This is a genomic window from Pseudomonas sp. NY11955 (genome assembly GCF_048068035.1).
Taxonomy (GTDB): domain Bacteria; phylum Pseudomonadota; class Gammaproteobacteria; order Pseudomonadales; family Pseudomonadaceae; genus Aquipseudomonas.
Genome location: NZ_JBLUPS010000003.1, coordinates 337,763 through 364,564, shown reverse-complemented (window position 1 = coordinate 364,564; position 26,802 = coordinate 337,763). Strand labels below are relative to the sequence as shown.

20 protein-coding genes and 1 tRNA gene are annotated in these 26,802 nt (G+C 63.6%); 7 read left to right on the top strand and 14 right to left on the bottom strand.

The annotated features are described in order from the left end of the window. The first annotated feature begins 33 nt into the window (after positions 1-33). Genes ACNFBR_RS07595 through ACNFBR_RS07585 form a run of 3 tightly spaced genes read left to right on the top strand, consistent with a single transcriptional unit; the run spans position 34 to position 5,158 of the window. Positions 34-2,280, top strand: a complete 2,247-nt coding sequence (locus tag ACNFBR_RS07595) for an ATP-binding protein (RefSeq protein WP_416734319.1) — start codon at positions 34-36, stop codon at positions 2,278-2,280. A gap of 15 nt (positions 2,281-2,295) precedes the next feature. After that, positions 2,296-2,757: a response regulator gene (locus tag ACNFBR_RS07590; protein ID WP_416734318.1), complete on the top strand. Its 462-nt coding sequence runs from the start codon at positions 2,296-2,298 to the stop codon at positions 2,755-2,757. A 13-nt stretch (positions 2,758-2,770) separates the two neighbouring features. Next, on the top strand, positions 2,771-5,158 hold the full coding sequence (locus tag ACNFBR_RS07585; RefSeq protein WP_416734317.1) for a response regulator: 2,388 nt from the start codon (positions 2,771-2,773) through the stop codon (positions 5,156-5,158). Between the two features lie 115 nt (positions 5,159-5,273). Here the strand turns inward: ACNFBR_RS07585 and ACNFBR_RS07580 are convergent. Beyond that, positions 5,274-5,348: transfer RNA gene (locus tag ACNFBR_RS07580), tRNA-Gln, on the bottom strand. Positions 5,349-5,660: 312 nt separating this feature from the next. Between ACNFBR_RS07580 and zapE the strand changes: the two genes are divergently transcribed. After that, positions 5,661-6,731 (top strand): cell division protein ZapE, encoded by a 1,071-nt coding sequence (gene zapE / locus ACNFBR_RS07575; protein WP_416734316.1) that lies wholly within the window; start codon positions 5,661-5,663, stop codon positions 6,729-6,731. A gap of 172 nt (positions 6,732-6,903) precedes the next feature. On the opposite strand, the gene ACNFBR_RS07570 is transcribed toward zapE, so the two are convergent. Next, the gene (locus ACNFBR_RS07570) at positions 6,904-8,793 is read right to left on the bottom strand and encodes a propionyl-CoA synthetase (protein WP_416734315.1); all 1,890 of its coding nucleotides are present in this window, start codon (positions 8,791-8,793) and stop codon (positions 6,904-6,906) included. Positions 8,794-8,973: 180 nt separating this feature from the next. Between ACNFBR_RS07570 and ACNFBR_RS07565 the strand changes: the two genes are divergently transcribed. Beyond that, on the top strand, positions 8,974-9,840 hold the full coding sequence (locus tag ACNFBR_RS07565; RefSeq protein ID WP_416734314.1) for a LysR family transcriptional regulator: 867 nt from the start codon (positions 8,974-8,976) through the stop codon (positions 9,838-9,840). On the opposite strand, the gene ACNFBR_RS07560 is transcribed toward ACNFBR_RS07565, so the two are convergent. The 5 genes from ACNFBR_RS07560 to ACNFBR_RS07540 form a co-directional block, all read right to left on the bottom strand. After that, the gene (locus ACNFBR_RS07560) at positions 9,814-10,968 is read right to left on the bottom strand and encodes an HPP family protein (RefSeq protein ID WP_416734313.1); all 1,155 of its coding nucleotides are present in this window, start codon (positions 10,966-10,968) and stop codon (positions 9,814-9,816) included. The two genes, ACNFBR_RS07565 and ACNFBR_RS07560, sit on opposite strands and share 27 nt — an antisense overlap. 314 nt (positions 10,969-11,282) lie before the next feature. Beyond that, positions 11,283-12,602: an ATP-binding protein gene (locus tag ACNFBR_RS07555; protein ID WP_416734312.1), complete on the bottom strand. Its 1,320-nt coding sequence runs from the start codon at positions 12,600-12,602 to the stop codon at positions 11,283-11,285. Next, positions 12,599-13,267, bottom strand: coding sequence for a response regulator transcription factor (locus ACNFBR_RS07550; protein WP_416734311.1), 669 nt, complete (start codon positions 13,265-13,267; stop codon positions 12,599-12,601). Before ACNFBR_RS07550 ends, ACNFBR_RS07555 begins: the two co-directional genes overlap by 4 nt. Then, a complete protein-coding gene (locus ACNFBR_RS07545; protein WP_416734310.1) occupies positions 13,268-13,582 on the bottom strand; it encodes a PepSY domain-containing protein in 315 nt (104 codons plus the stop codon). Further along, positions 13,582-13,890 (bottom strand): PepSY domain-containing protein, encoded by a 309-nt coding sequence (locus tag ACNFBR_RS07540; RefSeq protein WP_012271601.1) that lies wholly within the window; start codon positions 13,888-13,890, stop codon positions 13,582-13,584. Before ACNFBR_RS07540 ends, ACNFBR_RS07545 begins: the two co-directional genes overlap by 1 nt. A gap of 256 nt (positions 13,891-14,146) precedes the next feature. Between ACNFBR_RS07540 and queD the strand changes: the two genes are divergently transcribed. After that, entirely contained in the window at positions 14,147-14,503 is a 357-nt protein-coding gene (gene queD, locus ACNFBR_RS07535; protein WP_012271598.1) for a 6-carboxytetrahydropterin synthase QueD, read from the top strand. A 68-nt stretch (positions 14,504-14,571) separates the two neighbouring features. On the opposite strand, the gene ACNFBR_RS07530 is transcribed toward queD, so the two are convergent. After that, a complete protein-coding gene (locus ACNFBR_RS07530) occupies positions 14,572-15,051 on the bottom strand; it encodes a DUF1289 domain-containing protein (RefSeq protein WP_416734504.1) in 480 nt (159 codons plus the stop codon). A 405-nt stretch (positions 15,052-15,456) separates the two neighbouring features. Between ACNFBR_RS07530 and acnB the strand changes: the two genes are divergently transcribed. Further along, positions 15,457-18,066, top strand: coding sequence for a bifunctional aconitate hydratase 2/2-methylisocitrate dehydratase (gene acnB / locus ACNFBR_RS07525; protein ID WP_416734503.1), 2,610 nt, complete (start codon positions 15,457-15,459; stop codon positions 18,064-18,066). A gap of 200 nt (positions 18,067-18,266) precedes the next feature. Here the strand turns inward: acnB and prpD are convergent, their stop codons facing one another. The 6 genes from prpD to ACNFBR_RS07495 form a co-directional block, all read right to left on the bottom strand. After that, the gene (gene prpD / locus ACNFBR_RS07520) at positions 18,267-19,751 is read right to left on the bottom strand and encodes a 2-methylcitrate dehydratase (protein ID WP_416734309.1); all 1,485 of its coding nucleotides are present in this window, start codon (positions 19,749-19,751) and stop codon (positions 18,267-18,269) included. Between the two features lie 109 nt (positions 19,752-19,860). Continuing rightward, complete coding sequence (prpF, locus tag ACNFBR_RS07515) at positions 19,861-21,051, bottom strand: 2-methylaconitate cis-trans isomerase PrpF (protein WP_416734502.1); 1,191 nt, start codon at positions 21,049-21,051, stop codon at positions 19,861-19,863. Positions 21,052-21,181: 130 nt separating this feature from the next. Further along, complete coding sequence (gene acnD / locus ACNFBR_RS07510) at positions 21,182-23,770, bottom strand: Fe/S-dependent 2-methylisocitrate dehydratase AcnD (protein ID WP_416734501.1); 2,589 nt, start codon at positions 23,768-23,770, stop codon at positions 21,182-21,184. A gap of 144 nt (positions 23,771-23,914) precedes the next feature. Next, entirely contained in the window at positions 23,915-25,042 is a 1,128-nt protein-coding gene (gene prpC, locus ACNFBR_RS07505; RefSeq protein ID WP_416734308.1) for a bifunctional 2-methylcitrate synthase/citrate synthase, read from the bottom strand. A 60-nt stretch (positions 25,043-25,102) separates the two neighbouring features. Continuing rightward, positions 25,103-25,993: a methylisocitrate lyase gene (prpB, locus tag ACNFBR_RS07500; protein ID WP_416734307.1), complete on the bottom strand. Its 891-nt coding sequence runs from the start codon at positions 25,991-25,993 to the stop codon at positions 25,103-25,105. Next, positions 25,990-26,706: a GntR family transcriptional regulator gene (locus ACNFBR_RS07495; protein ID WP_416734306.1), complete on the bottom strand. Its 717-nt coding sequence runs from the start codon at positions 26,704-26,706 to the stop codon at positions 25,990-25,992. The genes prpB and ACNFBR_RS07495 overlap by 4 nt, the downstream gene beginning before the upstream one ends. Positions 26,707-26,802 lie beyond the last annotated feature (96 nt).

Sequence of the window (26,802 nt, the reverse complement as noted above, 5' to 3'; positions counted from 1 at the left end):
ACATGGACGGACATGACAGGAGCGTTTTCAATCATGACTGCAGACAACACGCTGGCAGATGCGGTGGAGCGCTGTGCCCAGGAACCAATCCAGGTGCCAGGCAGCATCCAGCCTCACGGCTTTCTGCTGGTGCTGGATGCCACCGACCTGTGCGTGCTGCAGGCCAGTGAGAATGTCGAGCACTGGCTGGGCTTGCCAGCCCGGGAACTGATCGGTTGCCACTTTGCCAACCTGGTCAGCGACGGTTTCGACCTGCAGGCGCACCTCACACGGCTGCCAGAGGATGAAATCTTCCCCTTTCACATCGGCGATGTGCGCTTGCGCCAAGGTGCGCCCTACAGCGCCCCGCTGCACTTGCTGGCCCACTGTCACGACGACGTGCTGATCGCCGAGTTCGAACCCCCACGCCTGCCACCAGAGCTGGCTGGGCAAGGTGACTATTACCCACTGGTGCGCAGCTTCGTCGGCGGCCTGCAGCTGGCCGCAAGCCTTGAAGACCTGCTGCAGCAAACGGTGCAGCAGCTCAAGCGCATCACCGGTTTTGGCCGGGTCAAGGCCTACCGTTTCGATGCCGAAGGCAACGGCCAGGTGCTGGCCGAGGTGGCCGACCCTGGCTACCCCAGCTATCTGGGCCTGTGCTTCCCGGCCGCGGACATCCCGCGCCAGGCGCGCGAGCTGTACCGGGTCAACCGCATCCGCGTGATCGAAGATGCCAACTACCAACCCTCGCCCCTGCTGCCGTCAACCAACCCGCACACCGGCAAGGCGCTGGACATGAGTTTCGCCTCGCTGCGCAGCGTGTCGCCGGTGCACCTGCAGTACATGCGCAACATGGGCACGCTGGCCTCGATGTCGCTGTCGATCGTGGTCGACGGCGAGCTGTGGGGGCTGGTGTCGTGCCACCACCATCAGCCACGCGCGGTGGACCTGCGCACCCGCACGGCCTGCGAGCTGCTGGCCAGCGTGCTGTCGCTACAGATCGAATCCCGCGAGTCCCATGCCAGCACGCGCAAGTTACTGGCGCTGCGTCAACATATCGTGCGCATGATCTCGTCCATGGCTGACCATGACAGCGTCAGCGACGGCCTGCGCGACCTGCCCCACGTACTGCTGGCCTTTGCCGGCGCCCAAGGTGCGGCGGTGATCTCGGCCGAACGCTGCGACCTGATCGGCCAGACCCCGCCCGAAGCGCAGGTGACCGCACTGGTGCACTGGCTTGGCCAACGCGGCGAAGACAGCGTGTTCCACACTGACAACCTGCGCCGCGACGTCATTGACCTGCCCGAGCTGGCAGCCCATGCCGGTGGTGTGCTGGCAGTGGCCATCTCGCAGATCCATTCGCATTACCTGCTGTGGTTCCGGCCCGAACAGGTGCGCACGGTAAATTGGGCCGGTCAGCCGAGCAAACAGGTCGGGCCGCAGGGCAACCTCGACCCGCGGCACAGTTTCGAACGCTGGCAGGAGGAGCTGCGCGGCTACTGCGAGCCCTGGGACCCGTTAGTGATCGAGGGCGTGATGGAGCTGCGCAGCGCTGTGCTGGGCATTGTCCTGCGCAAGGCCGAAGAGCTGGCGCAACTGGCTGGCGAGTTGCGCCGCTCCAACAAGGAACTCGAGGCGTTTTCCTACAGTGTTTCCCACGACCTGCGTGCGCCCCTGCGGCACATCGCTGGCTACACCGAGCTGCTCGGCGAAATCGAAGGCCAAGGTTTGAGCGAGCGCGGCAAGCGCTTTTTGCAGCATATCGGTGAAGCGGCGCACTTTGCTGGCAGCCTGGTCGACAACCTGCTCAACTTCTCGCAGATGGGCCGCTCGGCCTTGCGCCTGTCCGACGTCGACCTCAATGCGCTGGTCGAAGCCATTCGCAGTGAACTGGCCCCTGATTACGAAGGCCGCGCAATCGTTTGGGACATCGCCCCGCTGCCTAAGGTGATCGGCGATCCGGCCTTCATCAACATGGCGCTGCACAACCTGATAGCCAATGCCATCAAGTACACCCGCGGCCGCACCCCGGCACGGATCGAAGTCAGTGCCGTGCAGCACCCTGGCGAAACCGAGGTCTGCATCCGCGACAATGGCGTGGGTTTCGACATGGCCTACGCCAACAAGCTGTTCGGCGTATTCCAGCGCCTGCACCGCATGGAGGACTTCGAGGGCACCGGGATCGGCCTGGCAAGCGTACGCCGCATCATCGAGCGCCATGACGGCCGGGTGTGGGCCACCGGCCAGGTCGACCAGGGCGCCAGCTTCCACTTCACCCTCCCCCGAAACACTGCAACCTGAGGCACCGCTACCATCATGCTCAAGCCCATCCTGCTGGTCGAAGACAACCCCCGGGACCTGGAACTGACCCTGCTGGCCCTGGAACGCAGTCAGTTGGCCAACGAGGTCATCGTGCTGCGCGACGGCGCCGATGCGCTCGACTACTTGCTGCGCCGCAATGCCTATGCCGAACGCGATGACGGCAACCCTGCGGTGCTGCTACTGGACCTGAAACTGCCCAAGGTCGACGGCCTGGAAGTGCTCAAGGCCGTGCGCACCACAGCCGAACTGCGCAGTATCCCCACGGTGATGCTGACCTCCTCGCGCGAAGAGCCCGACCTGCTGCGTGCCTACGAACTGGGCGTGAACGCGTATGTGGTCAAGCCCGTGGAGTTCAAGGAATTCGTCGCCGCCATCTCCGACCTCGGGGTATTCTGGGCAGTGCTCAACGAACCGCCACCCGGCTCACTGCGGCTGAACCGTCGCGGTAGCAACTGAGGCCGCCGCAACGATGCAGCAAACGCCGTTGAAACTCCTGATGGTCGAAGACAGCTCGATGGACGCCGAGCTGACACTGATGCGCCTGGAACGCAGCGGGCTGCATGTGCAGTCGCAGTTGGTGTTCGACCATGCGGGCGTCGAACATGCCCTGCGTGAAGCCCACTATGACCTGATCCTGTGCGACTGCGTGCTGCCAGGCTCGTCGGGCACCGAGGTGCTGGCCATCGCCCAGCGCCTGGCACCGGATATCCCGTTCATCTTCCTGTCTGGCATTTACGGCGAAGAGCACGCGGTGGAAATGATCCGCCTGGGCGCCACCGACTATGTGCTGAAAAAGAACCTGCCACTGCTGCCCAAGGCCGTGCGCCGGGCGCTGACCGAGGTGCAGGAGCGCCAACGCCGGCGCCGCGCCGAAGAGGCCTTGGCCGACGTCGAGGCGCGTGCGCGCATCGCCATCGACGCTGCCGGCATGGGCACCTGGGACCTGCGCCCGCAAGAAGGCCTGTTGATATGGGATGACCGATGCAAGACCTTGTTCGGCCTGCCCACCAGCACCGAAATGAGCCTTGAGGTGTTCTACGCAGGCATCCACCCCGACGACCTGCCAGTGGTGCGTGAAGCGGTGGAGCATGCCATGCGCCCGGAGAGCGGCGGCCATTACCGGGTGGAGTTCCGGATCGCGCAGCCCAATGGCCTGGAACCACGCTGGCTGCTCAGCAGTGGCCAGAGCCAGTTCGTCGACGATCAATGTGTGCGCTTTTCCGGTGTGCTGCAGGATATCCACACGCAACGCCTGGCCACCCAAGCGCTGCGCCAGCTGAACGAGATGCTCGGCGAACGGGTCGAGCGGCGCACGCGCGAACGCGATCGCGCCTGGGAGCTTTCGCAAGACCTGCTGGCCGTACTGAACAAGGACCTGACCCCGGTCGCGCTGAACCCCGCCTGGGAGGCCAGCCTGGGCTTCTCCCGCGAGCGCCTGAGCCAGTCGTCCTTGCTGCACCTGCTGCCCGAGCCCGACCAGGAGTTGCTGCTCACCGAACTGGCCGCCCTTGCCCATGGCCGCACCAGCGCACGCTTTGTCGGCCGCATCCTGCATGCCGGCGGCCAGCAGCGCTGGCTGTCGTGGGTGGTGGTGCCGGAAGACACCCTGCTGTACGTGGTGGCACGCGACATCACCAGCGAGCGCGAATCCGCCCTGGGCCTGGCGCAAGCCAACGACCGCCTGCGCGAGCAGATCAATGAACGCGAGCGCATCGAAGCCGCCTTGCAGCAGATGCAGCGGCTGGAAGCGGTCGGCCAACTGACCGCTGGCGTGGCGCACGACTTCAACAACCTGCTGACGGTGATTCTCACGGGCGCCAGCTTCCTTGAGCGCGATCTGGCCAAGGCCGACCTGGACAAGGCCCGCACGCGCCTTACGCATATCCGCGAAGCGGGCGAGCGCGGCGCCAAGCTGACTTCGCAACTGCTGGCGTTCTCCCGTCGCCAGCGCCTGGAGCCGGTAGCACTGAACCTCAACCGCACCTTGACCGGCCTGGAAGAGCTGTTGCGCCGCACCCTGGGTGGCAACGTCTCGGTGCGCCTGGACCTGGACCAGGCGCTGTGGCAGGCCATGACCGACCCCACCCAGACCGAGATGATCATCCTCAACCTGGCGATCAATGCCCGCGATGCCATGCCCGAAGGCGGACAGCTGACCCTGACCACCCGCAACACCCGTATCGGCACGCGCCCGCAACGTCCCGAAGACCCGGACCCGGGTGAATACGTGATGCTGAGCATTCGCGATACCGGTTGCGGCATGAGCGAAGACGTACTGGCCAAGGTGTTCGAGCCCTTCTTTACCACCAAGGACATCGGCAAAGGTTCGGGCCTGGGCCTGGCCCAGGTGTTCGGCTTTGCCAAGCAGTCCGGGGGTGGTGTGCGCATCGACACCACACCGGGGCGCGGCACCGAGGTGGCGGTGTACCTGCCGGCGGTGAAGGATGAAGTGGCGAACGATCCCGTCGCGGCGGTGCTCAGCCAGTCGATCAGCGAAAGCGGCCGCAACCGCACGGTGCTGCTGGTGGACGATGACCACCTGGTGCGCGACATGCTAGGCGATGTGCTGCGCCAATACGGCTACCAGGTGCGCCAGGCGCACAGCGGCGAGCAGGCTTTGGCATTACTGGATGACGAGATCGACCTGCTGCTGACCGATTTCGCCATGCCCGAGTTCAACGGTGCGCAATTGGCGCTGGCGGCGCGCGAGCGCTACCCCTGCTTGCCGGTGGTATTCCTTACCGGGTATGCCGAGCTGCAGGGGTTGGAGTTGCCGGGCAGCCTGGTGATCCAGAAGCCGGTGCAGGCCGATGAACTGGCCAGGGTGCTGAACGAGATACTGGGGAAAGCAGGGTAACCTGCTCTGCCCCTATCGCCGGCAAGCCAGCGCCAGGGCCGAAAAAACCACAGAAACGACAAAACCCAGCGCTTATCTGCTTAAGCACCGAGTCATATGCGTTGAAACTGGAAAATGGCAGGGGCGGCTGGATTCGAACCAACGCATGGCAGGATCAAAACCTGCTGCCTTACCGCTTGGCGACGCCCCTGTATCGGATGCAGCATTCGCTGCTCTGACAATTCCAACTGAGTGACAACTGGGTTGTTGTCTTGGAATGCGCGGCACTTTAACAACAAACTTTCGGTCTGTGAACCCCCTGATTAAAAAAAATTACTAAAAAACAGCGGGTTAGTCATTTCGACGTTGGCGCAGCAGCCTTTCGTCGCTATCCCCCGCTGCGCTTCAACACACCAGACCTATCGCATGAAGCGATCATTGCCGGTCACTTTCTGGATTGGTCAAAATGGCCGCCCTCGGGCAAGCTGCATGCTGCCCCGCCATCGCCCAAGGAGCGTTGCTTTTGTCTGCCTGGATCCCTGCCCCACTGCGCCAGCTTGGTCAGCGCCTGCGAGGCGCCGCCGCCAACCAGAGCGAACTGCTGACCTGGTTCGAGGACAAAGCCCGAAGCCGGGGTTATCAGCTAAGTGACGGCCAGCGACGGGTGATCCACTGCATGGCCGAACAGCTGGCACAGCTCGAACAAGGGCAGCCACGCAGCCTGTACCTGTACGGGTCGGTGGGGCGCGGCAAGAGTTGGCTGCTGGACGGCTTCTTCCAGGCGCTGCCGGTGGAGGCCAAGCGCCGCCTGCATTTTCATGATTTCTTTGCCCGCCTTCACCAAGGCATGCACCGCCACCGGGCGCTGGACGATGCACTGGGCGCAACCCTCGACGAGCTGGTGGGTGGCTGTCAGGTGTTGTGCTTCGACGAGTTCCACGTGCATGACATCGGCGATGCCATGCTGCTTACGCGCCTGTTCAACGCCCTGTTCGCACGCGGCGTGTTCTTGCTGGTGACGTCCAACTACGCGCCAGAAGGGTTGTTGCCCAACCCGCTGTACCACGAGCGCTTCCTGCCGGTGATTCGCCTGATCAACAGCTCGATGCACGTGCTGGAAGTGGGCGGCGACACCGACTTTCGCAGCTTGCCGGCCAACCGCGAGCACCAGCGCTTTACCCAGGGCCACTATGTGTGGCCGGGGAACGCGGCGCAGCGCCAGGCGCTGAAGGTGCCGAACGTACAGCCGGTGATACTGGAAGTGAACAAGCGCCCGCTGCGAGCGCTGGCCATCGATGGCCGGCGGCTGCTGTTGGGCTTTGACGATTTGTGCGAGAAAGCCACGGCGGTCATTGACTACCTGGTGCTGGCCGCGCAGTACGATGAATGGATCATCGAGGGGCTGGATGACCTGGCGGAGTGTTCGCTGGCGGCTCAGCAGCGCTTCGTCAACCTGGTGGACGTGTTGTATGACCAGGACCGGCAGGTGACGGTGATTGGCAAACGGCCACTGGAAGAAAGCTTGGGCGGGCCGCTGGCCGACCTGATGCGTACCCGCAGCCGTTTGGGGCAACTGCATCAGATAGCCCCTTGAAACTGCATCGGTACAGCACAAGCCATCAAGGCCTGCGTGGAATTTGTAGGAGCAGCCTTGTGCTGCGAAGAGGCCATTGCAGCCGAAGAGGATCTTTAGCCCTACGGGCCTCTTCGCAGCACAAGGCTGCTCCTACAGTGACGGCGCCAACCAGAAGGCTTAGGTCAAAGCATCAACCGGCCCTGGGCAAATCCGCCAGCACCGCCTCGATCTCGCCAAGCACCGCCGGGTCATCCAGGGTCGAAGGCGGTACATAGTCCTGCCCGTCGGCGATCTTGCGCAGCACCGCGCGCAAAATTTTCCCCGAGCGGGTCTTGGGCAGCCGCTTCACCAGCCGTACTCGGTTGAAACAGGCCAGCGGACCGATTTCTTCACGCACGCTGCCCACCAGCTCCACCAGCAACTGCGCCTCGGCAATGCCCTCGCCATCCTTGAGCACCACCAGCGCCAAGGGTACCTGCCCCTTGATCTCGTCATGCACGCCGATCACCGCGCACTCGGCCACTGCCGAGTGCCGCGCCACCAGGTCTTCCATTTCGCCGGTAGACAAGCGGTGCCCGGACACATTGATCACGTCGTCGGTGCGCCCCATGATGTAGACAAAACCGTCATCGTCCAGGTAGCCGCCGTCACCCGTGTGGTAATACCCTGGGTAGGTGCGCAGGTACGCTTGCAGGTAGCGCTCGTGGTCGCCCCACAGCGTCTGGCTGCAACCGGGTGGCAATGGCAGGGCGATCACGATCGAACCCTGATGGTTGGGCCCGAGCAAGTGGCCGTCGTCATCCAGCACGCGCACGTTGTAGCCGGGCACTGCCCGGTTGCTCGACCCCGGCCTCGCCGCGCTGCCCGCCAGCCCGACACACGGCGCAGTGACCGGCCAGCCGGTCTCGGTTTGCCACCAGTGGTCGTGCACCGGTTTGCCACTGACCCGTTCCAGCCATTCGTGGGTGCTGGAATCGAGCTTTTCCCCCGCCAGGAACAATTGGCGCAGCGAGCTGAGGTCATGTTTGCGGATCAATTCGCCTTCCGGGTCTTCCTTGCGGATGGCGCGCATGGCCGTAGGCGCACAGAACAACGCGTTGACCCGATACTGCTCCACCACCCGCCAATAGGCCGATGCATCCGGGGTACGGATCGGCTTGCCTTCGTAGAACACAGTGGTACAGCCGCTCATCAACGGCCCGTAGACGATCAGCGAATGGCCGACCACCCAGCCCACGTCGGAAATACCCCACCACACATCGCCGGCCTGCATGCCATAGATATGGCGCATGGCATAGCACAGCGCCACGGCATTGCCGCCGTTTTCCCGCACGATCCCTTTGGGTTTGCCGGTGGTACCCGAGGTATACATGATGTACAGCGGGTCGCCGGCATCCAGCTCGACCGGGGCCACCGGCGTGGCACCGGCCAAGGCCACCTGCCAGTCCAGGTCGCGGCCTGGTTGCAACTCAGCCTGCACCTGCGGCCGTTGCAGCACCAGCACATTGCGCGGTTGGTGCCGGGCCAGTTGCAGGGCGCGGTCGACCAGCGGCTTGTACGCGATCACGCGATCGAACTCCAGGCCGCAGGAGGCCGTCAGCAACAAACTGGGCCGAGCATCGTCGATGCGCAGGGCCAACTCGTTGGCGGCAAAGCCACCGAATACTACCGAATGCACCGCGCCAATCCGCGCGCAAGCCAGCATGGCCATGGCCGCCTGCGGCACCATCGGCATATAGATGATCACGCCGTCGCCCTTGTTCACCCCTAACTGGCGCAACAAGCCGGCCAGGCGCGCCACCTCGTCGCGCAACTGGTTGTAGGTGTAAACCTGCTGTACGCCTGTCACCGGCGAATCGTAGATCAGCGCCAGTTGCTCGCCACGGCCCTGCTCGATCTGGTGATCGAGGGCCAGGTAGCTGCTGTTCAGGCGGCCGTCGGCAAACCAGCGGTGGGTACCGTCGGCATTGTCTTGCAGGGTCAGGGCAGGCTTGCGGTGCCAGGCCAGGTGCGCGGCCTGTTCCGCCCAGAAAGCGGCAGGGTCGGAAATGGAATGGGCGTAGCTGTGCTGGTAGCTCATATCGAAAGAAACCCGGTACTTGTTGTTATTGAAGGGCGAAACTTGAGTATGGACCGCTGCACCCACACCGCCATGGGACTAAAGTCACAACCGACCTGCAAATTTGCAGACAAGGCAAAAACGCCCCATAACGGTGCGAAGCCTTTAGAATAGGCCACCCCTTCAGCCACCGAGCAGCGCATGGACATCGATCAGGCCCGAACCTTCCTGGAAATCGTGCGTTGCGGCAGCCTGGTCGCCGCGGCCGAACGCCTGTTCGTGTCACAGACCGCGATCACCGCCCGGGTACAGCGCCTGGAGCAGCAGCTGGGTTGCCAGCTGTTCGTACGCAGCCGCAACGGCGCCAGCGTGACCCGCGATGGCGAAGCGTTCGTCATTTATGCCAACCAGCTGGTACAGACCTGGGAAGCGGCGCGCCGCGACCTGCCGCTGCCTGAAGGCTGCCAGCAAGTGCTGCATGTGGGCGGTGAGGTAAGCCTGGGCAACCCGATGATGCTCGACTGGGTCAGCGCCCTGCACCGTGAGCTGCCCAGCCATGCCATCCGCAGCGAGGTCAGCGACGGTGAGTCGCTGTTGCGCAAGGTCGAGATGGGCCTGCTGGACGCCGCCCTTGTCTACCAGCCGGCCTACGGCCCAGGCCTGCAGGTGGAGCAGCTGATGGAAGAAAAGCTGATCCGCGTGCGCCGGGTCGACCAGCCTGAACCGTACATCTACATCGACTGGGGCGAGGCCTTCCGCCGCCAGCACGATGCCGCCCTGCCCGACTGCGCGCGCCCGGCACTGAGCTTCAATCTCGGCCCATTGGCCCTGCAGTTCATTCTTGATCAAGGTGGCAGCGGCTACTTCCGCACACGGGTGGTGCAAGCCTACCTGGACAGCGGGGTGTTCGAGCGGGTGCCGCAGGCGCCGGAGTTCACTTACCCGACCTTCCTGGTGTACCCGCGCAAACGCGACAGCCAGGCCCTGCAACAGGCCTTCGCCATCCTGCGCCGGCTGGTGGCTGCCGGCGCCAGCGACTGGTCACAACGCTGGGACCCGGTTATCTGAAGCCTCGGCCTTGCTGAGCAGCTGGCGCTTGAGGCCGGCGATCAGGTCGGTCTGGGTGACCACGCCCACCAGTTGGTCGCCATCGAGCACCGGCAGGCAGTGCAGGCCTTGTTCGCACAACAATGGCAGCAACCGCTCCAGCGGGTGCTGGCTGCCGACGCTGACTACCCGCCGACTCATCACTTGCTCCATGCGCACCGCCTTGCGGCCGAACAGACCGCGCCAGCTGAAGCGGCCACGCTGCATGGCCGGGCCGACCAGGTCGCTGAGGCTGACGATGCCCACCAACTTGCCTTGCTGCAGTACCGGCAAGGTTTTCAAGTGATGGCTGGTGAGCATTTTCCAGGCCTGGTCCAGCGTGGTATCAGGCGTGGCGAACTGCACATCGCGGGACATCACCGACGCCGCAGTGATACCGCCCAGGCTGCGCTGCAGCGCGTGCTGCTCGGTGGCGAGGATGATGCGCTCCAGTTCGTCACGGGTGACGTCGACGAACTCACCCAACTCTTCCAGCGCCTGGTCCAGGTCTTCACTGCGGATGCCCACCCGCTCACCGGGCAGTGGGTCATGGGTGTGGTGCAGGTCTTTGCGCGGCACCGCGCCTTTGGGATAGCGCACGCCAGTCAGGCGGTTGTAGACGACTGCCACGGCCACCAGGATCAGCGCATTGAGCAGCACCGGCTCCAGCAGGTGATCGCCCATGGCGGTCAGCCCCGAGTCAGCCAGCACCGCACTCACTGCCACCCCGCCTCCTGGTGGGTGCAGGCAACGCAGCAGGCACATGACCAAAAGCGAGACACCCAGCGCTGCGGCGGCGACCCACAGCTCTGGGCCGAAGCCTTCGCGCATGGCCAAGCCTGTTGCGCCAGCCAGGGCGTAGCTACCCAACACCGGCCAGGGTTGAGCCAGCGGGCCGGAATGCACGGCAAACACCAGCACCGCCGAGGCCGCCAGGGGGCCGAGCAGATGCAGGGCGATACCGGGGCCATAGGCCATGCTGGTAAGCCAGCCGGCGAGGAGCAGGCCAAGCAATGCGCCGATACCGGCACGCAACCATTCTTTGGGCGGGATATTCAGGGGCGCCGGCAACAGGCGCTGCAGACGGCTTTCGGATCGCGAGGCAGACATTGGGTATTCGGGATCTTTGGTTTTTCTGATTAAAAAGAAAGCCCAGCCGAGCGGGCCTGGGCCTCGTATTGCGCGTGCAATACCACAAGGGGCTCCGTCCGTGGAGAGATGGAAACCGCAGGGTTTCGTGAGAGGGATTTTGCCGGGAGGGGTGCGATTGGGCTAATTCAAAAAACTGCGCCTGTACTGCAGTTTTTTTGCAGTACTGCCATGGCAGCTGTGGGAGCAACTGTCTTGTGCTGCTTGTGCCCGCGAAGCAAACTACGCGGTGGATGGCACGGACTCCGCCCGTGTTCGCGGGCATGCCCCCGGCTCTAACGAGCCTTGCGCGGCAGGTCGATGCTCACCCGCAATCCGCCCAATGGGCTCTCCTGCAAGGCCAGTCGCCCGCCCCAGGCGTCGACGATATCGCGCACGATGCCCAACCCCAGCCCATGCCCGTCCACCTGCTCGTCCAGCCGCGAACCGCGCTCCAACACCTGCTGCCGCCGGTCCTCAGGGATGCCGGGGCCATCGTCATCGACCCACAGCCGGTAGCCCTCGCCATTCGGCGCCACTCCCAGGCGCACCTCGCTGTCAGCCCACTTGCAGGCGTTGTCCAGCAGGTTGCCCAACAGTTCCAGGAAGTCCTCGCGGTCCCATGGCAACAACAGCCCAGGCGGTACATCACTTGCCAACTGCAAGCCCTCGCCATGGATCATGCCCAAGGTCCCCAGCAACCCCGGCAGTTCGGCATCACAATCGAACTGCGCACCCGGCAAGGCATCCCCTGCCAGGCGTGCACGGTTCAGCTCGCGCGCCAGGCGTTGCTGAATCTGCTCCAACTGCTCGCGCATCTGCGCGCGGACTTCAGGCAGATCCTTCAGGCGTTCGCTGGAGGCCAGGCTCAGCAGCACCGCCAGCGGCGTCTTCAGCGCATGGCCGAGGTTGCCGAGGGCATTGCGCGAACGGCGCAGGCTGTCTTCGGTGTGGCTGAGCAAGTGGTTGATCTGCCCCACCAGTGGCGCCAATTCGCTGGGCACTTCGGCATCCAGCTGCGAGCGCTGGCCCTGCTGCAACTGGGCGATCTGCTGGCGTGCCCGCTCCAGGGGCCGCAGCGAGCGCGTAACTGTTACGCGCTGCAGCACCAGGACCACGATCAGCGCCACAAAGCCCATACCCAGGCCGATCTGCTGCAGGCGCCGGAAGCTTTCGCGCACCGGTGAATAGTCCTGTGCCACACTGATCGAAATCGCCTGGCCCAGGCGCCGGTAGTCGGCGCGCAGGGTCAGCAACTGCTGGCCTTCCGGGCCGAGTTCATGGCTATCGGAAAGCCCTGGCGCTGCGGGCTTGGGCATGTCCAGGTCCCACAACGAACGAGACCTCCAGGTGCCTTGGTCAAAATCGATGCGGAAGTAGTAACCGGAGAACGGCCGCTGATAAGCCGCCGAAATACGCCGCTCATCCAGCTGCAGGCCGGAAGGCCCACGCACCAATGCCACCAGCAGGTTCTCGCTTTCCTTGCGCAGGCCATTTTCCAGGTAGCGTTGCAGGCCGGCTTCGAACAGCCACAAGGTCAATTGCGCCAGCACCACGCCAACCACCACCAGCACGGCCACCAGGCCCAGGCTCAGGCGCGCCTGGATCGACTTCACTCGCCGCTCCCGGCATAGATGTACCCTTGCCCGCGACGCGTTTCGATGACACTGCGGCCCAGCTTGCGGCGCAAGTGGTTCACATGCACTTCCAGCACGTTCGAGTCGCGCTCGGTTTCACCGTCGTAAAGGTGCTCGGCCAGATGGCTTTTGGACAAGATCTGTTGCGGGTGCAACATGAAGTAGCGCAGCAGGCGGAACTCGGCGGCGGTCAGCTGGATGTCCACGCCATCACGGCTTACGCTCTGTCGGCTTTCGTCAAGGTGCAAACCGGCCGCTTCCAGTTTCGGCTGGTTGGCCAGGCCACGGGCGCGGCGCAACAATGCCTGGATGCGCAATTGCAGCTCTTCGGGGTGGAAGGGCTTGCTCAGGTAGTCATCGGCGCCGGCCTTCAACCCTTCGATACGCTCGGCCCAGGAGCCACGCGCGGTAAGGATCAACACCGGTGTGGCCAGGCCAGCGGCGCGCCACTGGGCCAGCACTTCCAGGCCTGGCAAGCCGGGCAGGCCGAGGTCCAGGATGATCAGGTCGTAAGGCTCGCTCTGGCCCTGGTACACCGCATCACGGCCATCGGCCAGCCAGTCCACGGCATAGCCCTGGCGCTGCAGGCCGGCGGTCAGTTCATCGGCCAGTGGCACATTGTCCTCGACAAGCAACAGGCGCATTCAGTCGTCTTCCTCGTCTTTGAGCAGGGCGCCGGTGCTGGCATCGAGTTTGATCTCGCGCACCACACCTTCAGTCGTCAGCAACTCGACTTCATATTCATAGCGATCGTCGTCCTCTTCCAGCTCGGCCTCCAGTAAACGCGCCCCGGGGTAACGCCCCAGGGCGGTTTCCAGCAGTTGCTCAAGAGGCAGGATGATGCCCTTCTGCCGCAGCTGCAGGGCTTCGTCCTGATCGAGGTCGCGGGCAGCGGCCAGAGAACATACGGCCAGCAGCGCCAGCGCGAGGTAACGCGCTGGCCGCGCTAAGTGAATCATCAATTGTCCCGCTCATCCTTCAACACTTCACCGGTCTTGGCGTCCAGCGCCACGTCCCATTCGACGTTTTGCGTGTCACGCAGCTCGACCTTGTAGATGTAGCGGCCGTACTCGTCTTCAAGTTCCGAGTCGGTGACGGTGGAGCCCGGGTGCTTGGCCACGGCGGCAGCCTTGAGTTCGTCCAGCGACTTGATGGTCTTGGCGTTGACCAGTTTGACCACTTCGTCGGGTTGTACATCCTTGGCGAAAGCGGCATTGGCGCCCAAGGCGAGGGCAGCGGCGGTGAACAGGGCAGTCAAGGTTTTCATCGTTCTTCTCTCCTGAGAACTGTACAAGTTGTCTACGGGGTTAAGATTAACCGCTGGTCCTTAATTCAACCTGAAAACAGCTGGCGGCATGATAGCGCAGTTACGTCGCCTGCCAGACTCGGCCCATTGTAGGAGTAGCGCTAGGGACGCTGCTGGCGCGGATTGCCACCGGGCGGTTGCATGAACGCCTGCAAGCCTTGTAGCGACCATGCTGGTAGACTGCGCGCATTGTTGATTCACATAGAGTTATGACAGCGTGGAAATCTTTAAAGAATTCACATTCGAATCGGCCCACCGCCTGCCCCACGTCCCTGAAGGGCACAAATGCGGCCGCCTGCATGGCCACTCGTTCAAGGTCGGCCTGCACCTGACCGGCCCTCTGGACCCGCACACAGGCTGGATCCGCGACTTTGCCGAGGTGAAGGCGATCTTCAAGCCGATCTACGAGCAGCTGGACCACAACTACCTGAACGACATCCCAGGCCTGGAAAACCCCACCAGCGAAGTGATCGCCAAATGGATCTGGGACCAGGTCAAGCCGCTGATGCCGGAGCTGTCGAAGGTGCGTATCCACGAAACCTGCACCAGCGGTTGTGAGTACACCGGCGACTGATTCGGTCGTTTCACCGGCCTCTTCGCGGGCACGCCCGCGAAGAGGCCGGTAGCTTTATCAAGAAAGCGTCAATCTTGCCCCGTCGCCAAGGCATCGCGCAGGAAGCTGGGGGCGATATAGCGCTGATAATGCGCTTCGGAAAGCAGAAAGAACTCGCGATCGATCGCATCGCGCAACTGCGGCAGCTCCCAGTCGCGGAACTCCGGCAACAGCACCATGCCGTAGGCCTCCAGGTCACGGATCATCCGCGCCCCACGGGCAATCAGCTGGTAAGCCCAGCAATATTCCGACTGCTGCTCGACAAAGCGGATGGAGCGCTGCTCCAGTTGCTGGCGCAGCAGGCCTTTGTCGAACACCTCGAGCTTGGCCATCATCACCTGCACCAGCAACTGCTCAAGGCGCATCCACACCGCACGCTTTTGCGTGTCGTCGTAGCCGTTCCAGTTGATTACTTCGTGGTGAAAACGCTTGCAGCCACGGCACACCGTGTCTCCGTACACCGTGGAGCACAGGCCGACGCAAGGGGTTTTGATGGACTTGTTGGACATGAAAAACAACAGCTTGGCGGTGGAACACAGGCCCATGTTAGCCCTTTGTCTAACCAGGGTCACTCGTTAAAGTCATGATCACCGCCTTACCTTCGGGCTTTTTTTGCCGTAGAATCATCCCGCCTTTTCAAAGGCAACAATGTCCGTTGGAAGCTGTTTTCAAAGCGTCACGAGCACAGTTGATCCGGTAGAACGGCGTTGGCCCGGGCCATGCATCCCTCGCATGCCCGCGCCAGCCCTCATCAGCCCCCGTTCTGCAGGCGTAAAACTTTGAAAGCAGCTTCTGTAAGGATTCTTTGCGACCTTGGCTGGGCGGCCCACAAAGCCGTGGCAGCGCATAGGTGCATTGAATGCTGGATAAGCGTCCCGGACCCCCTTTAGGGACCACTGATGAGGGAAATAACTGTGCTTGAAGCCTACCGCAAACACATCGAAGAGCGTGCCGCCCTGGGTATCGTGCCCCAGCCGCTGAACGCCGAACAAACTGCAGGCCTGGTCGAGCTGCTGAAAAACCCGCCGGCCGGCGAAGAAGCCTTCCTCGTAGACCTGATCACCAACCGCGTACCGCCAGGGGTCGACGAAGCTGCCTACGTCAAGGCCGCTTTCCTCTCCGCCGTCGCCAAGGGCGAAGCCAAGTCGCCACTGATCGACCGCAAGCACGCCACCGAACTGCTGGGCACCATGCAGGGCGGCTACAACATCGAAACGCTGGTCGCACTGCTGGATGACGCCGAACTGGGCGCCGTCGCGGCCGAGCAGCTCAAGCACACCCTGCTGATGTTCGATGCCTTCCACGACGTGGCCGAAAAAGCCAAGGCCGGCAACGTTCACGCCAAGGCCGTGCTGGAATCCTGGGCTGCCGGCGAGTGGTTCACCTCGCGCCCGGCCATCGCCGACAAGTACACCCTGACCGTGTTCAAGGTGCCTGGCGAAACCAACACCGACGACCTGTCCCCTGCCCCGGACGCCTGGTCGCGCCCCGACATCCCGCTGCACGCCCTGGCCATGCTGAAAATGGCCCGCGACGGTATCGAACCGTCGCAGCCTGGCTCGGTCGGCCCGCTGGCCCAGATCGAAGCCGTCAAGGCCAAGGGTTTCCCGGTTGCCTATGTAGGTGACGTGGTCGGTACCGGCTCCTCGCGTAAATCCGCTACCAACTCGGTACTGTGGTTCTTCGGCGACGACATCCCGTACGTGCCGAACAAGCGCGCCGGCGGCTTCTGCTTCGGCACCAAGATCGCCCCGATCTTCTACAACACCATGGAAGACGCCGGCGCCCTGCCGATCGAATTCGACTGCACCAACCTGGCCATGGGCGACGTCATCGACGTCTACCCGTTCAAAGGTGAAGTGCGCCGTCACGGCAGCGACGAGCTGGTCACCAGCTTCGCACTGAAAACCGAAGTACTGCTGGACGAAGTGCGCGCTGGCGGCCGTATCCCGCTGATCGTCGGCCGTGGTCTGACCGAAAAAGCCCGCGCCGAGCTGGGCCAGGGCCCGTCGGACCTGTTCAAGAAACCAGAGCAGCCTGCCGACACCGGCAAGGGCTTCACCCTGGCGCAGAAAATGGTCGGCCGTGCCTGTGGCCTGCCAGAAGGCCAAGGCGTGCGCCCTGGTGCCTACTGCGAACCGAAGATGACCACCGTCGGCTCCCAGGACACCACTGGCCCGATGACCCGCGACGAGCTGAAAGACCTGGCGTGCCTGGGCTTCTCCGCTGACCTGGTGATGCAGTCGTTCTGCCACACCGCGGCCTATCCGAAGCCGATCGACGTCACCACCCACCACACCCTGCCAGACTTTATCCGCACCCGTGGCGGCGTGTCGCTGCGCCCAGGCGACGGCATCATCCACAGCTGGCTGAACCGCATGCTGATGCCTGACACCGTAGGTACCGGCGGCGACTCGCACACCCGCTTCCCGATCGGCATCTCGTTCCCGGCCGGTTCCGGCCTGGTGGCCTTCGCCGCCGCCACCGGCGTCATGCCGCTGGACATGCCAGAATCGATCCTGGTGCGCTTCAAGGGCAAACTGCAGCCAGGCATCACCCTGCGTGACCTGGTACACGCCATCCCTTACTACGCCATCCAGAAAGGCCTGCTGACCGTCGAGAAGAAAGGCAAGAAAAACGCCTTCTCCGGCCGCATCCTGGAAATCGAAGGCCTGGACGAGCTGACCGTCGAGCAAGCCTTCGAGCTGTCCGACGCCTCGGCCGAGCGCTCCGCTGCCGGTTGCACCATCAAGCTGCCAGAGAAGGCCATCGCCGAGTACCTGCAGTCCAACATCACCCTGCTGCGCTGGATGATCGGCGAAGGCTACGGCGATGCCCGTACCCTGGAGCGCCGTGCCCAGGCCATGGAAGCCTGGCTGGCCAAGCCTGAGCTGCTGTCGGCCGACGCCGATGCCGAATACGCTGAAATCATCGAGATCGACCTGGCCGACGTCAAAGAGCCTGTGCTCTGCGCGCCGAACGACCCGGACGATGCCCGCCTGCTGTCCTCGGTACAGGGCGAGAAGATCGACGAAGTGTTCATCGGTTCGTGCATGACCAACATCGGTCACTTCCGCGCTGCCGGCAAGCTGCTGGACAAGGTCAAGGGTGGCATCCCAACCCGTCTGTGGCTGGCGCCGCCAACCAAGATGGACGCTCACCAGCTGACCGAAGAAGGCTACTACGGCATCTACGGCAAGGCCGGTGCACGCATGGAAATGCCAGGCTGCTCGCTGTGCATGGGTAACCAGGCACGTGTGCAGACCGGTTCGACCGTGGTCTCCACTTCGACCCGTAACTTCCCGAACCGTCTGGGCGACGCTACCAACGTATACCTGGCATCGGCCGAGCTGGCTGCTGTCGCTTCGATCATCGGCAAGCTGCCGACCGTCGAAGAGTACATGCAGTACGCGAAGGACATCGACAGCATGGCTGCCGACGTTTACCGCTACCTGAGCTTCGACCAGATCGCCGAGTTCCGCGAAGCGGCAGCCAACGCCAAGATTCCGGTGGTTCAGGCGTAAGCTGAGTTACACGCTGTAAACGAAAGCCCCGGCAGTGATGCCGGGGCTTTTTTGTCTTGGTCCATGCCGGCTTCTAAAAACCTGCGCAGGCCCCTGTAGGAGCAGCCTTGTGCTGCGAAGAGGCCAGCAAGGCAACAGCCCCTCTGGTCAGTAATGACCTCTTCGCAGCACAAGGCTGCTCCTACAAGCCCCTCACAGACTCAGATCACGAACAAATCCACAAACCGGTGCACCGACATCCCTTCCAGCCTCTGCTGATCCTTGCACACACCGACAATCTCTTCACAGCGCTGCCGCGCAAACCGCGTCGCCAGATTGGCCCTGAACTTGGCTTCCAACAGCGGTATGCCCTCCCCTCGCCGCCGCCGATGCCCGATCGGGTACTCCACCACTACCTGCTCGGTACTGCTGCCATCCTTGAAGAACACCTGCAGCGCATTGGCGATCGAACGCTTGTCCGGCTCCAGGTATTCGCGACTGAAGCGCGGGTCCTCCACCACCTCCATCTTCTCGCGCAATCGGTCGATGCTCGGGTGGTTGGCATGGAACGCATCCTCATAATGCTCGGCAACCAAATGGCCAAAGATCAGCGGCACCGCCACCATGTACTGCAGGCAATGGTCGCGGTCGGCGGCATTGGCCAGCGGGCCGCTCTTGGAAATGATGCGGATCGCCGATTCCTGGGTGGTGATGACGATACGGTCGATTTCATGCAGGCGGTTACGTACACGCGGATGCAGCGTTACCGCCGCTTCACAGGCAGTCTGGGCGTGAAACTCGGCCGGGAAACTGACCTTGAACAGCACGTTTTCCATCACATAGCTGCCCAGGGCCTGGGGCAGGCGCAGCTCATACTGCCCGGCGGGCTTGAGCGCCAGGTCCTTGTTGGTATGGCTGAACGATACGTCGTAGAACCCCCACTGCGGCGCCGTAAGCACACCCGGCACGCCCATCTCCCCGCGCAAAGCGATATCGGCCAGGCGCACACCTCGGCTGGAAGCGTCACCGGCAGCCCAGGACTTGCGCGACCCCGCGTTGGGCGCATGGCGGTAGGTACGCAGCGCCTGGCCGTCGACGAAGGCATGGGACAATGCCGAAAGCATCTGCTCTCGATTGGCCCCCATCAGCCTGGCGCACACGGCGGTCGAAGCCACCTTCACCAGAATCACATGATCGAGGCCGACGCGGTTGAAGGCGTTTTCCAGCGCCAGCACGCCCTGGATCTCATGCGCCATGACCATGGCTTCGAGCACCTCACGCATCAGCAGCGGCTTTTCACCTGCGGCCACGCGCTTCTGTGACAGGTGATCGGCAACCGCCAGGATGCCGCCAAGGTTGTCCGACGGGTGAGCCCATTCGGCGGCCAGCCAGGTGTCGTTGTAGTCCAGCCAGCGTACCGTGCAGCCGATGTCCCAGGCCGCCTTGATCGGGTCGAGGCGGTAGGCGGTGCCAGGGACACGGGCGCCATTGGGGACCAGCGTGCCTTCCACCTGAGGGCCAAGCAGCTTGGTGCATTCGGGGAAGCGCAAGGCCAGAAGGCCGCAGCCGAGGGTGTCCATCAGGCAGTTGCGTGCGGTGTCCAGGGCTTCGAGGGCTTCGACCCGGTAGCCGAGGGCGTAGTCGGCCAGGGTTTGCAACACCCGGTCGTAGTCCGGGCGGTCATTGAGGTCTACGTTGGCGCTCATATCCAGCTCCCTTCAGAATGGCCGGGGCTGCTGTGCAGCCCTTCGCGGGCTTGCCCGCGAAGGGCCGCCAAGCGGTCCCAACTGACTAAAGCCGAGCGCCAGTGGTGCGTTAGAAGCTATCGCCAGGCACGCGAACCCAGCCTTCCATCAGCACGCGAGCACTGCGGCTCATGATTGCCTTGGTCACCGTCCACTCACCCTTCACCTGGCGCGCCTCGGCGCCAACCCGCAGGGTGCCCGAGGGGTGACCGAAACGCACGGCGCTGCGCTCGCCGCCGCCAGCGGCGAGGTTGACCAGCGTGCCCGGAATGGCCGCCGCGGTACCGATCGCCACCGCCGCCGTACCCATCATGGCATGGTGCAGCTTGCCCATCGACAAGGCCCGCACCAGCAAGTCGATATCACCCGCCTGCACAGGCTTGCCACTGGACGCAGTGTAGGTGCTCGGCGGCGCGACGAACGCCACTTTCGGCGTGTGCTGACGCCCGGCAGCCTGGTCGACGTTGTCGATAAGCCCCATGCGCACGGCGCCATAGGCGCGAATGGTCTCGAAGCGCAGCAGCGCCTGTGGATCGCCATTGATGGCGTCCTGCAGTTCGGTTCCGGTGTAGCCGATATCGGCAGCATTGACGAAGATGGTCGGGATACCGGCATTGATCAAGGTCGCCTTGAAGGTGCCGACACCCGGCACTTCCAGGTCATCGACCAGCTTGCCGGTGGGGAACATGGCACCGCCGTCGCCGTCTTCATCGGCTGCCGGGTCAAGGAACTCCAACTGCACCTCGGCCGCCGGGAAGGTCACCCCGTCCAGCTCGAAATCGCCGGTTTCCTGTACCTCGCCTTCGGTGATCGGCACATGGGCGATGATGGTCTTGCCGATATTCGCCTGCCAGATACGCACGGTGGCGATACCGTTGCGCGGAACCCGCGCCGGGTCGACCAGGCCGCTGCTGATGGCGAACGAACCGACCGCAGCGGACAGGTTGCCGCAGTTGCCGCTCCAGTCGACGAAGGCCTTGTCGATGCTGACCTGGCCGAACAGGTAGTCCACATCATGCTCGGGCTTGATGCTGCGCGACAGGATCACGGTCTTGCTGGTGCTCGACGTCGCGCCGCCCATGCCGTCGATCTGCTTACCGTAAGGGTCGGGACTGCCGATGACCCGCAGCAGCAGTGCATCCCGGGCCGGGCCGGGAATTTGCGCCTGCTCGGGCAAGTCTTGCAAGCGGAAGAACACGCCTTTGCTGGTGCCGCCACGGATGTAGGTGGCGGGGATTTTTACTTGCGGTACATGTGCCATTGTCTTGGGCATCCTGATAGTCCGGTGAAATACCCTGGGGCTGCTACGCAGCCGCCCCCACAGGAGCGCGCGGTCCCTTGTAGGAGCGACCTTGTGTCGCGATTGGCCGCATAGCAGCCCCGTTTCATGCTCAGGCAGTCGCTTCGAGGAAGTCCTGGGCAAAGCGCTGCAGCACCCCGCCCGCTTCGTAGATCGACACTTCCTCGGCGGTGTCCAGGCGGCAGGTCACCGGCACTTCCAGGCGCTCGCCGTTAGCGCGGGTGACCACCAGCGTCAGGGTCGCCCGAGGCGTGCGCGCGCCAAGCACGTCATAAGTCTCGCTACCGTCCAGGCCCAAGGTCTTGCGGTCGGTACCCGGCTTGAACTCCAACGGCAACACCCCCATGCCCACCAGGTTGGTGCGGTGAATGCGCTCGAAGCCTTCGGCCACGATCGCCTCGACACCTGCCAGGCGCACGCCCTTGGCTGCCCAGTCGCGGGACGAGCCCTGGCCGTAGTCGGCACCGGCTACGATGATCAGCGGCTGCTTGCGCTGCATGTAGGTTTCGATCGCCTCCCACATGCGGGTGACCTTGCCTTCCGGCTCGATTCGCGCCAGGGAGCCCTGCTTCACGCTGCCGTCTTCCTTGCGCACCATTTCGTTGAACAGCTTGGGGTTGGCAAAGGTGGCGCGCTGGGCGGTCAGGTGGTCACCACGGTGGGTGGCGTAGGAGTTGAAGTCCTCTTCCGGCAAACCCATTTTCGCCAGGTACTCACCGGCGGCGCTGTCGAGCATGATGGCGTTGGACGGCGACAGGTGGTCGGTGGTGATGTTGTCCGGCAGCACCGCCAGCGGGCGCATGCCACGCAAGGTGCGCTCGCCGGCCAGGGCGCCTTCCCAGTAGGGTGGGCGACGGATATAGGTACTCATCGGGCGCCAGTCGTACAGCGGCGCCACCTTCGGCCCACGGTCTTCCTCGATGGCGAACATCGGGATGTACACCTTGCGGAACTGCTCCGGCTTGACCGAGGCACGCACCACGGCGTCGATTTCTTCATCGCTGGGCCAGATATCCTTCAGGCGGATTTCCTTGCCATCGACCACGCCCAGCACATCCTTCTCGATGTCGAAGCGGATCGTACCGGCAATGGCATAGGCCACCACCAGCGGCGGCGATGCCAGGAAGGCCTGCTTGGCATACGGGTGGATACGCCCGTCGAAGTTGCGGTTACCCGACAGCACAGCCGTGGCGTACAGATCGCGGTCGATGATTTCTTGCTGGATCACCGGGTCGAGGGCGCCGGACATGCCGTTGCAGGTGGTGCAGGCGAAGGCGACGATACCGAAGCCCAGTTGCTCCAGCTCTTTCTCCAGGCCGGCTTCTTCCAGATACAGCTGCACGGCCTTGGAGCCTGGCGCCAGCGACGACTTGACCCACGGTTTGCGGGCCAGGCCAAGCTTGTTGGCATTGCGCGCAATCAGGCCTGCGGCAATCACGTTGCGCGGGTTGCTGGTGTTGGTGCAACTGGTGATGGCAGCGATGATCACCGCGCCATCAGGCATCTGCCCCGGCACTTCTTCCCAGTTGCCGGCGATACCTTTGGCCGCCAGGTCGCTGGTGGCCACGCGGGCATGCGGGTTGGACGGGCCGGCCATGTTGCGCACCACGCTCGACAGGTCGAAGCTCAAGGTACGTTCATAGACGGCCGCACCCAGGCTGTCGGCCCACAGGCCGGTGGCCTTGGCGTAAGTCTCTACCAGCTTGACCTGCTGCTCTTCGCGGCCGGTCAGGCGTAGGTAGTCGATGGTCTGCTGGTCGATGGCGAACATCGCCGCGGTGGCACCGTACTCCGGCGCCATGTTGGAAATGGTGGCACGGTCGCCCAAGGTCAGGGCACGGGCCCCCTCACCGTGGAACTCCAGATAGGCGCCGACCACCTTCTGCTTGCGCAGGAATTCGGTCAGGGCCAGCACCAGGTCGGTGGCGGTGATGTTGGGTGCCAGCTTGCCAGTCAGCTCGACGCCGACGATTTCCGGCAGGCGCATCCAGGAGGCGCGGCCAAGCATCACGTTCTCGGCTTCCAGGCCGCCCACGCCGATGGCGATCACGCCCAGGGCGTCGACATGCGGGGTGTGGCTGTCAGTGCCGACGCACGTGTCCGGGTAGGCCACGCCCCGGTCGTTGTGGATCACCGGCGACATCTTCTCCAGGTTGATCTGGTGCATGATGCCGTTGCCCGGCTGGATCACGTCGACGTTCTTGAACGCCTTCTTGGTCCAGTTGATGAAGTGGAAGCGATCTTCGTTGCGGCGGTCTTCGATGGCGCGGTTCTTCTCGAAGGCCTGCGGGTCGAAACCGCCGCACTCGACGGCCAGCGAGTGGTCGACGATCAGCTGCACGGGCACCACCGGGTTGACGGCCGCCGGGTCGCCGCCTTTGTCGGCGATGGCGTCGCGCAGGCCAGCCAGGTCGACCAGCGCGGTCTGGCCGAGAATGTCGTGGCACACCACACGGGCCGGGAACCAGGGGAAGTCGAGGTCGCGCTTGCGTTCGATCAGCTGGCTCAGCGAGGCGTCGAGGGTGCCCGGGTCGCAGCGGCGCACCAGGTTTTCGGCGAGCACGCGGGAGGTGTATGGCAGGCCGTCGTAGGCGCCGGGCTTGATCGCCTCGACTGCCGCACGGGCATCGAAGTAGTCCAGGTCGGTGCCTGGCAGGTGCTTGCGGAATGCAGTGTTCATCATGGAATCAGGCTCGGTCACAGGATTCGGAAGGTTCCTCCGCCCCTGTGGGAGCGGGCTTGCCCGCCAATGCGTCCGCCCTGCTGGCGCATTCGCGGGCAAGCCCGCTCCCACAAAGGAAACGGGTTGCCTCTCTATGTCTAATCAGCGCTGCTCGATCGGCACGAACTGGCGCTGCTCGACGCCGACATACTCGGCGCTCGGGCGGATGATGCGGTTGTTGGCGCGCTGCTCGAAGACGTGCGCCGCCCAGCCAGTCAGGCGCGAGCAGACGAAGATCGGGGTGAACAGCTTGGTCGGAATGCCCATGAAGTGGTACGCCGAGGCATGGTAGAAGTCGGCGTTGGGGAACAGGCGCTTCTGCTCCCACATGGTCTTGTCGATGGCTTCGGAAACCGGGTACAGCACCTTGTCGCCCACTTCGTCAGCCAGTTGCTTCGACCAGCCCTTGATCACCTCGTTGCGCGGGTCGGACTCTTTGTAGATGGCATGGCCGAAGCCCATGATCTTGTCCTTGCGTTCGAGCATGCGCAGCAGCTCGGCAGTGGCTTCCTGCGGGCTCTGGAAGCGCTCGATGAGCTCCATCGCGGCTTCGTTGGCACCGCCGTGCAGCGGGCCGCGCAGCGAGCCGATGGCAGCGGTAACGCAGGAGTACAGGTCGGACAGGGTCGAGGCGCAGACACGCGCCGTGAAGGTCGAGGCGTTGAACTCGTGCTCGGCGTAGAGAATCAGCGACACGTTCATGACCTTGACGTGCAGCTCGCTTGGCTTCTTGCCGTGCAGCAGGTGCAGGAAGTGGCCACCAAGGGTGTCTTCTTCGCTGGTGCAGTCGATGCGCACGCCATGGTGGGTGAAGCGGTACCAGTAGCACATCACGGCCGGGAACAGCGCCAGCAGGCGGTCGGTCTTGTCGCGCTGGGCTTCGAAGGTCAGTTCTGGTTCGAGGGTACCCAGTACCGAGCAACCGGTGCGCATCACGTCCATCGGGTGGGCGTCACGCGGGATGCGCTCCAGCACTTCTTTCAAGGCTTGCGGCAGGTCACGCAGGCCCTTGAGCTTGCGCTTGTAGTCAGCCAGTTCTGCCTGGGTTGGCAGCTCGCCGTACAGCAGCAGGTAGGCAACTTCTTCGAATTCGGCACCGGCCGCCAGGTCACGCACATCGTAACCCCGGTAGGTCAGCCCGGCACCGGCCTGGCCCACGGTCGACAGTGCAGTCTGGCCGGCCACTTGGCCACGCAGGCCTGCGCCACTGAGTACTTTTGCTTCGGCCATGGTGTTTCTCCTTTCTTGAATTTGTTATGGATGCTTGCAGGCTAATTCGGGAGATGTCGCTCAGCCTTTCTTCTGGGCGAACAGCGCATCGAGGCTCTGCTCGAAGGCGTGATAACCGATGGCATCGTAGAGCTCCATGCGGGTCTGCATGGTGTCGATCACGTTCTTCTGCGTGCCGTCACGGCGCAGCGCGGTGTACACGTTCTCGGCCGCCTTGTTCATGGCACGGAACGCCGACAGCGGGTACAGCACCAACGACACGTCGACCGAGGCCAGCTCTTCGGTGGTGTACAGCGGCGTGGCGCCGAACTCGGTGATGTTGGCCAGAATCGGTGCTTTCACCCGATCGGCGAAGGTCTTGTACATCTGCAGTTCGGTGATGGCTTCCGGGAAAATCATGTCGGCACCGGCCTCGATGCAGGCCTCGGCACGGTCCAGGGCGGCATTCAGGCCTTCGACGGCCAGTGCGTCGGTACGCGCCATGATCACAAAGCTGTCATCGCTACGGGCATCGACGGCAGCCTTGATGCGGTCGACCATTTCCTGCTGGGTGACGATTTCCTTGTTCGGGCGGTGGCCGCAACGCTTGGCGCCAACCTGGTCCTCGATATGGATTGCGGCAGCGCCGAACTTGCTCATCGAGCGCACGGTACGGGCAACGTTGAAGGCCGAGGCGCCGAAGCCGGTGTCGACATCCACCAGCAGCGGCAGGTCGCACACATCGGTAATGCGGCGCACGTCGGTGAGCACGTCGTCCAGGCCACTGATGCCGAGGTCTGGCAGGCCAAGCGAGCCTGCGGCCACGCCACCACCGGACAGGTAGATGGCCTTGAAGCCGGCGCGCTTGGCCAGCAGGGCATGGTTGGCGTTGATGGCGCCAACCACCTGCAGCGGATGTTCAGCGGCGACGGCATCGCGGAAACGCTGACCGGGGGTGCTCTTCACAGTCATTTCTCACCTCGTGGGCTGTTGTTGTGGGCGTCCAGATAGTGACGCTCGATATTGCGCTTGGACGCGCCGATGTGGCGGCGCATCAGGAGTTCGGCCAGTTCACCGTCACGATCGGCGATGGCATCGAGAATGCGGTGGTGCTCGGCAAAGGCCTGGCGTGGCCGGTTGGGTGTGGCGGAGAACTGGATGCGGTACATGCGCACCAGCTGGTACAGCTCGCCACAGAGCATCTTGACCAGCGTCTGGTTGCCGCTACCCTGAATGATCCGGTAGTGGAAGTCGTAGTCGCCTTCCTGCTGGTAGTAACCCAGGCCCGCCTGGAACGCGGCGTCGCGCTCGTGGGTATCGAGCACCCTGCGCAACTCGTCGATGTCAGCCTGGCTCATGCGTTCGGCGGCCAGCCGGCAGGCCATGCCTTCCAGGGATTCGCGAATTTCGTACAGCTCGATCAGCTCGGCGTGGTTCAGCGACACCACCCTCGCCCCCACATGCGGCACGCGCACCAGCAGGCGCTGGCCTTCAAGGCGGTGGATAGCCTCGCGCAGCGGCCCGCGGCTGATGCCATAGGTGCGCGCCAGCTCCGGCTCGGAAATCTTGCTGCCGGGGGCGATATCACCTTTGACGATGGCCGCCTGGATGCGCCGGAAGACGTTTTCGGAAAGGGTTTCCGTTTCGTCTGCCTGCACCGGGCTGGGGGTGGAAAGGTCCTGCATATTGTCGACACCTTGAAAAACACTTCGCCAGAAATTAACGAACAGAGGCCTTCAAGTCAAAGACAAAATGAATATTGTCGACAATCGTCTAAGAAC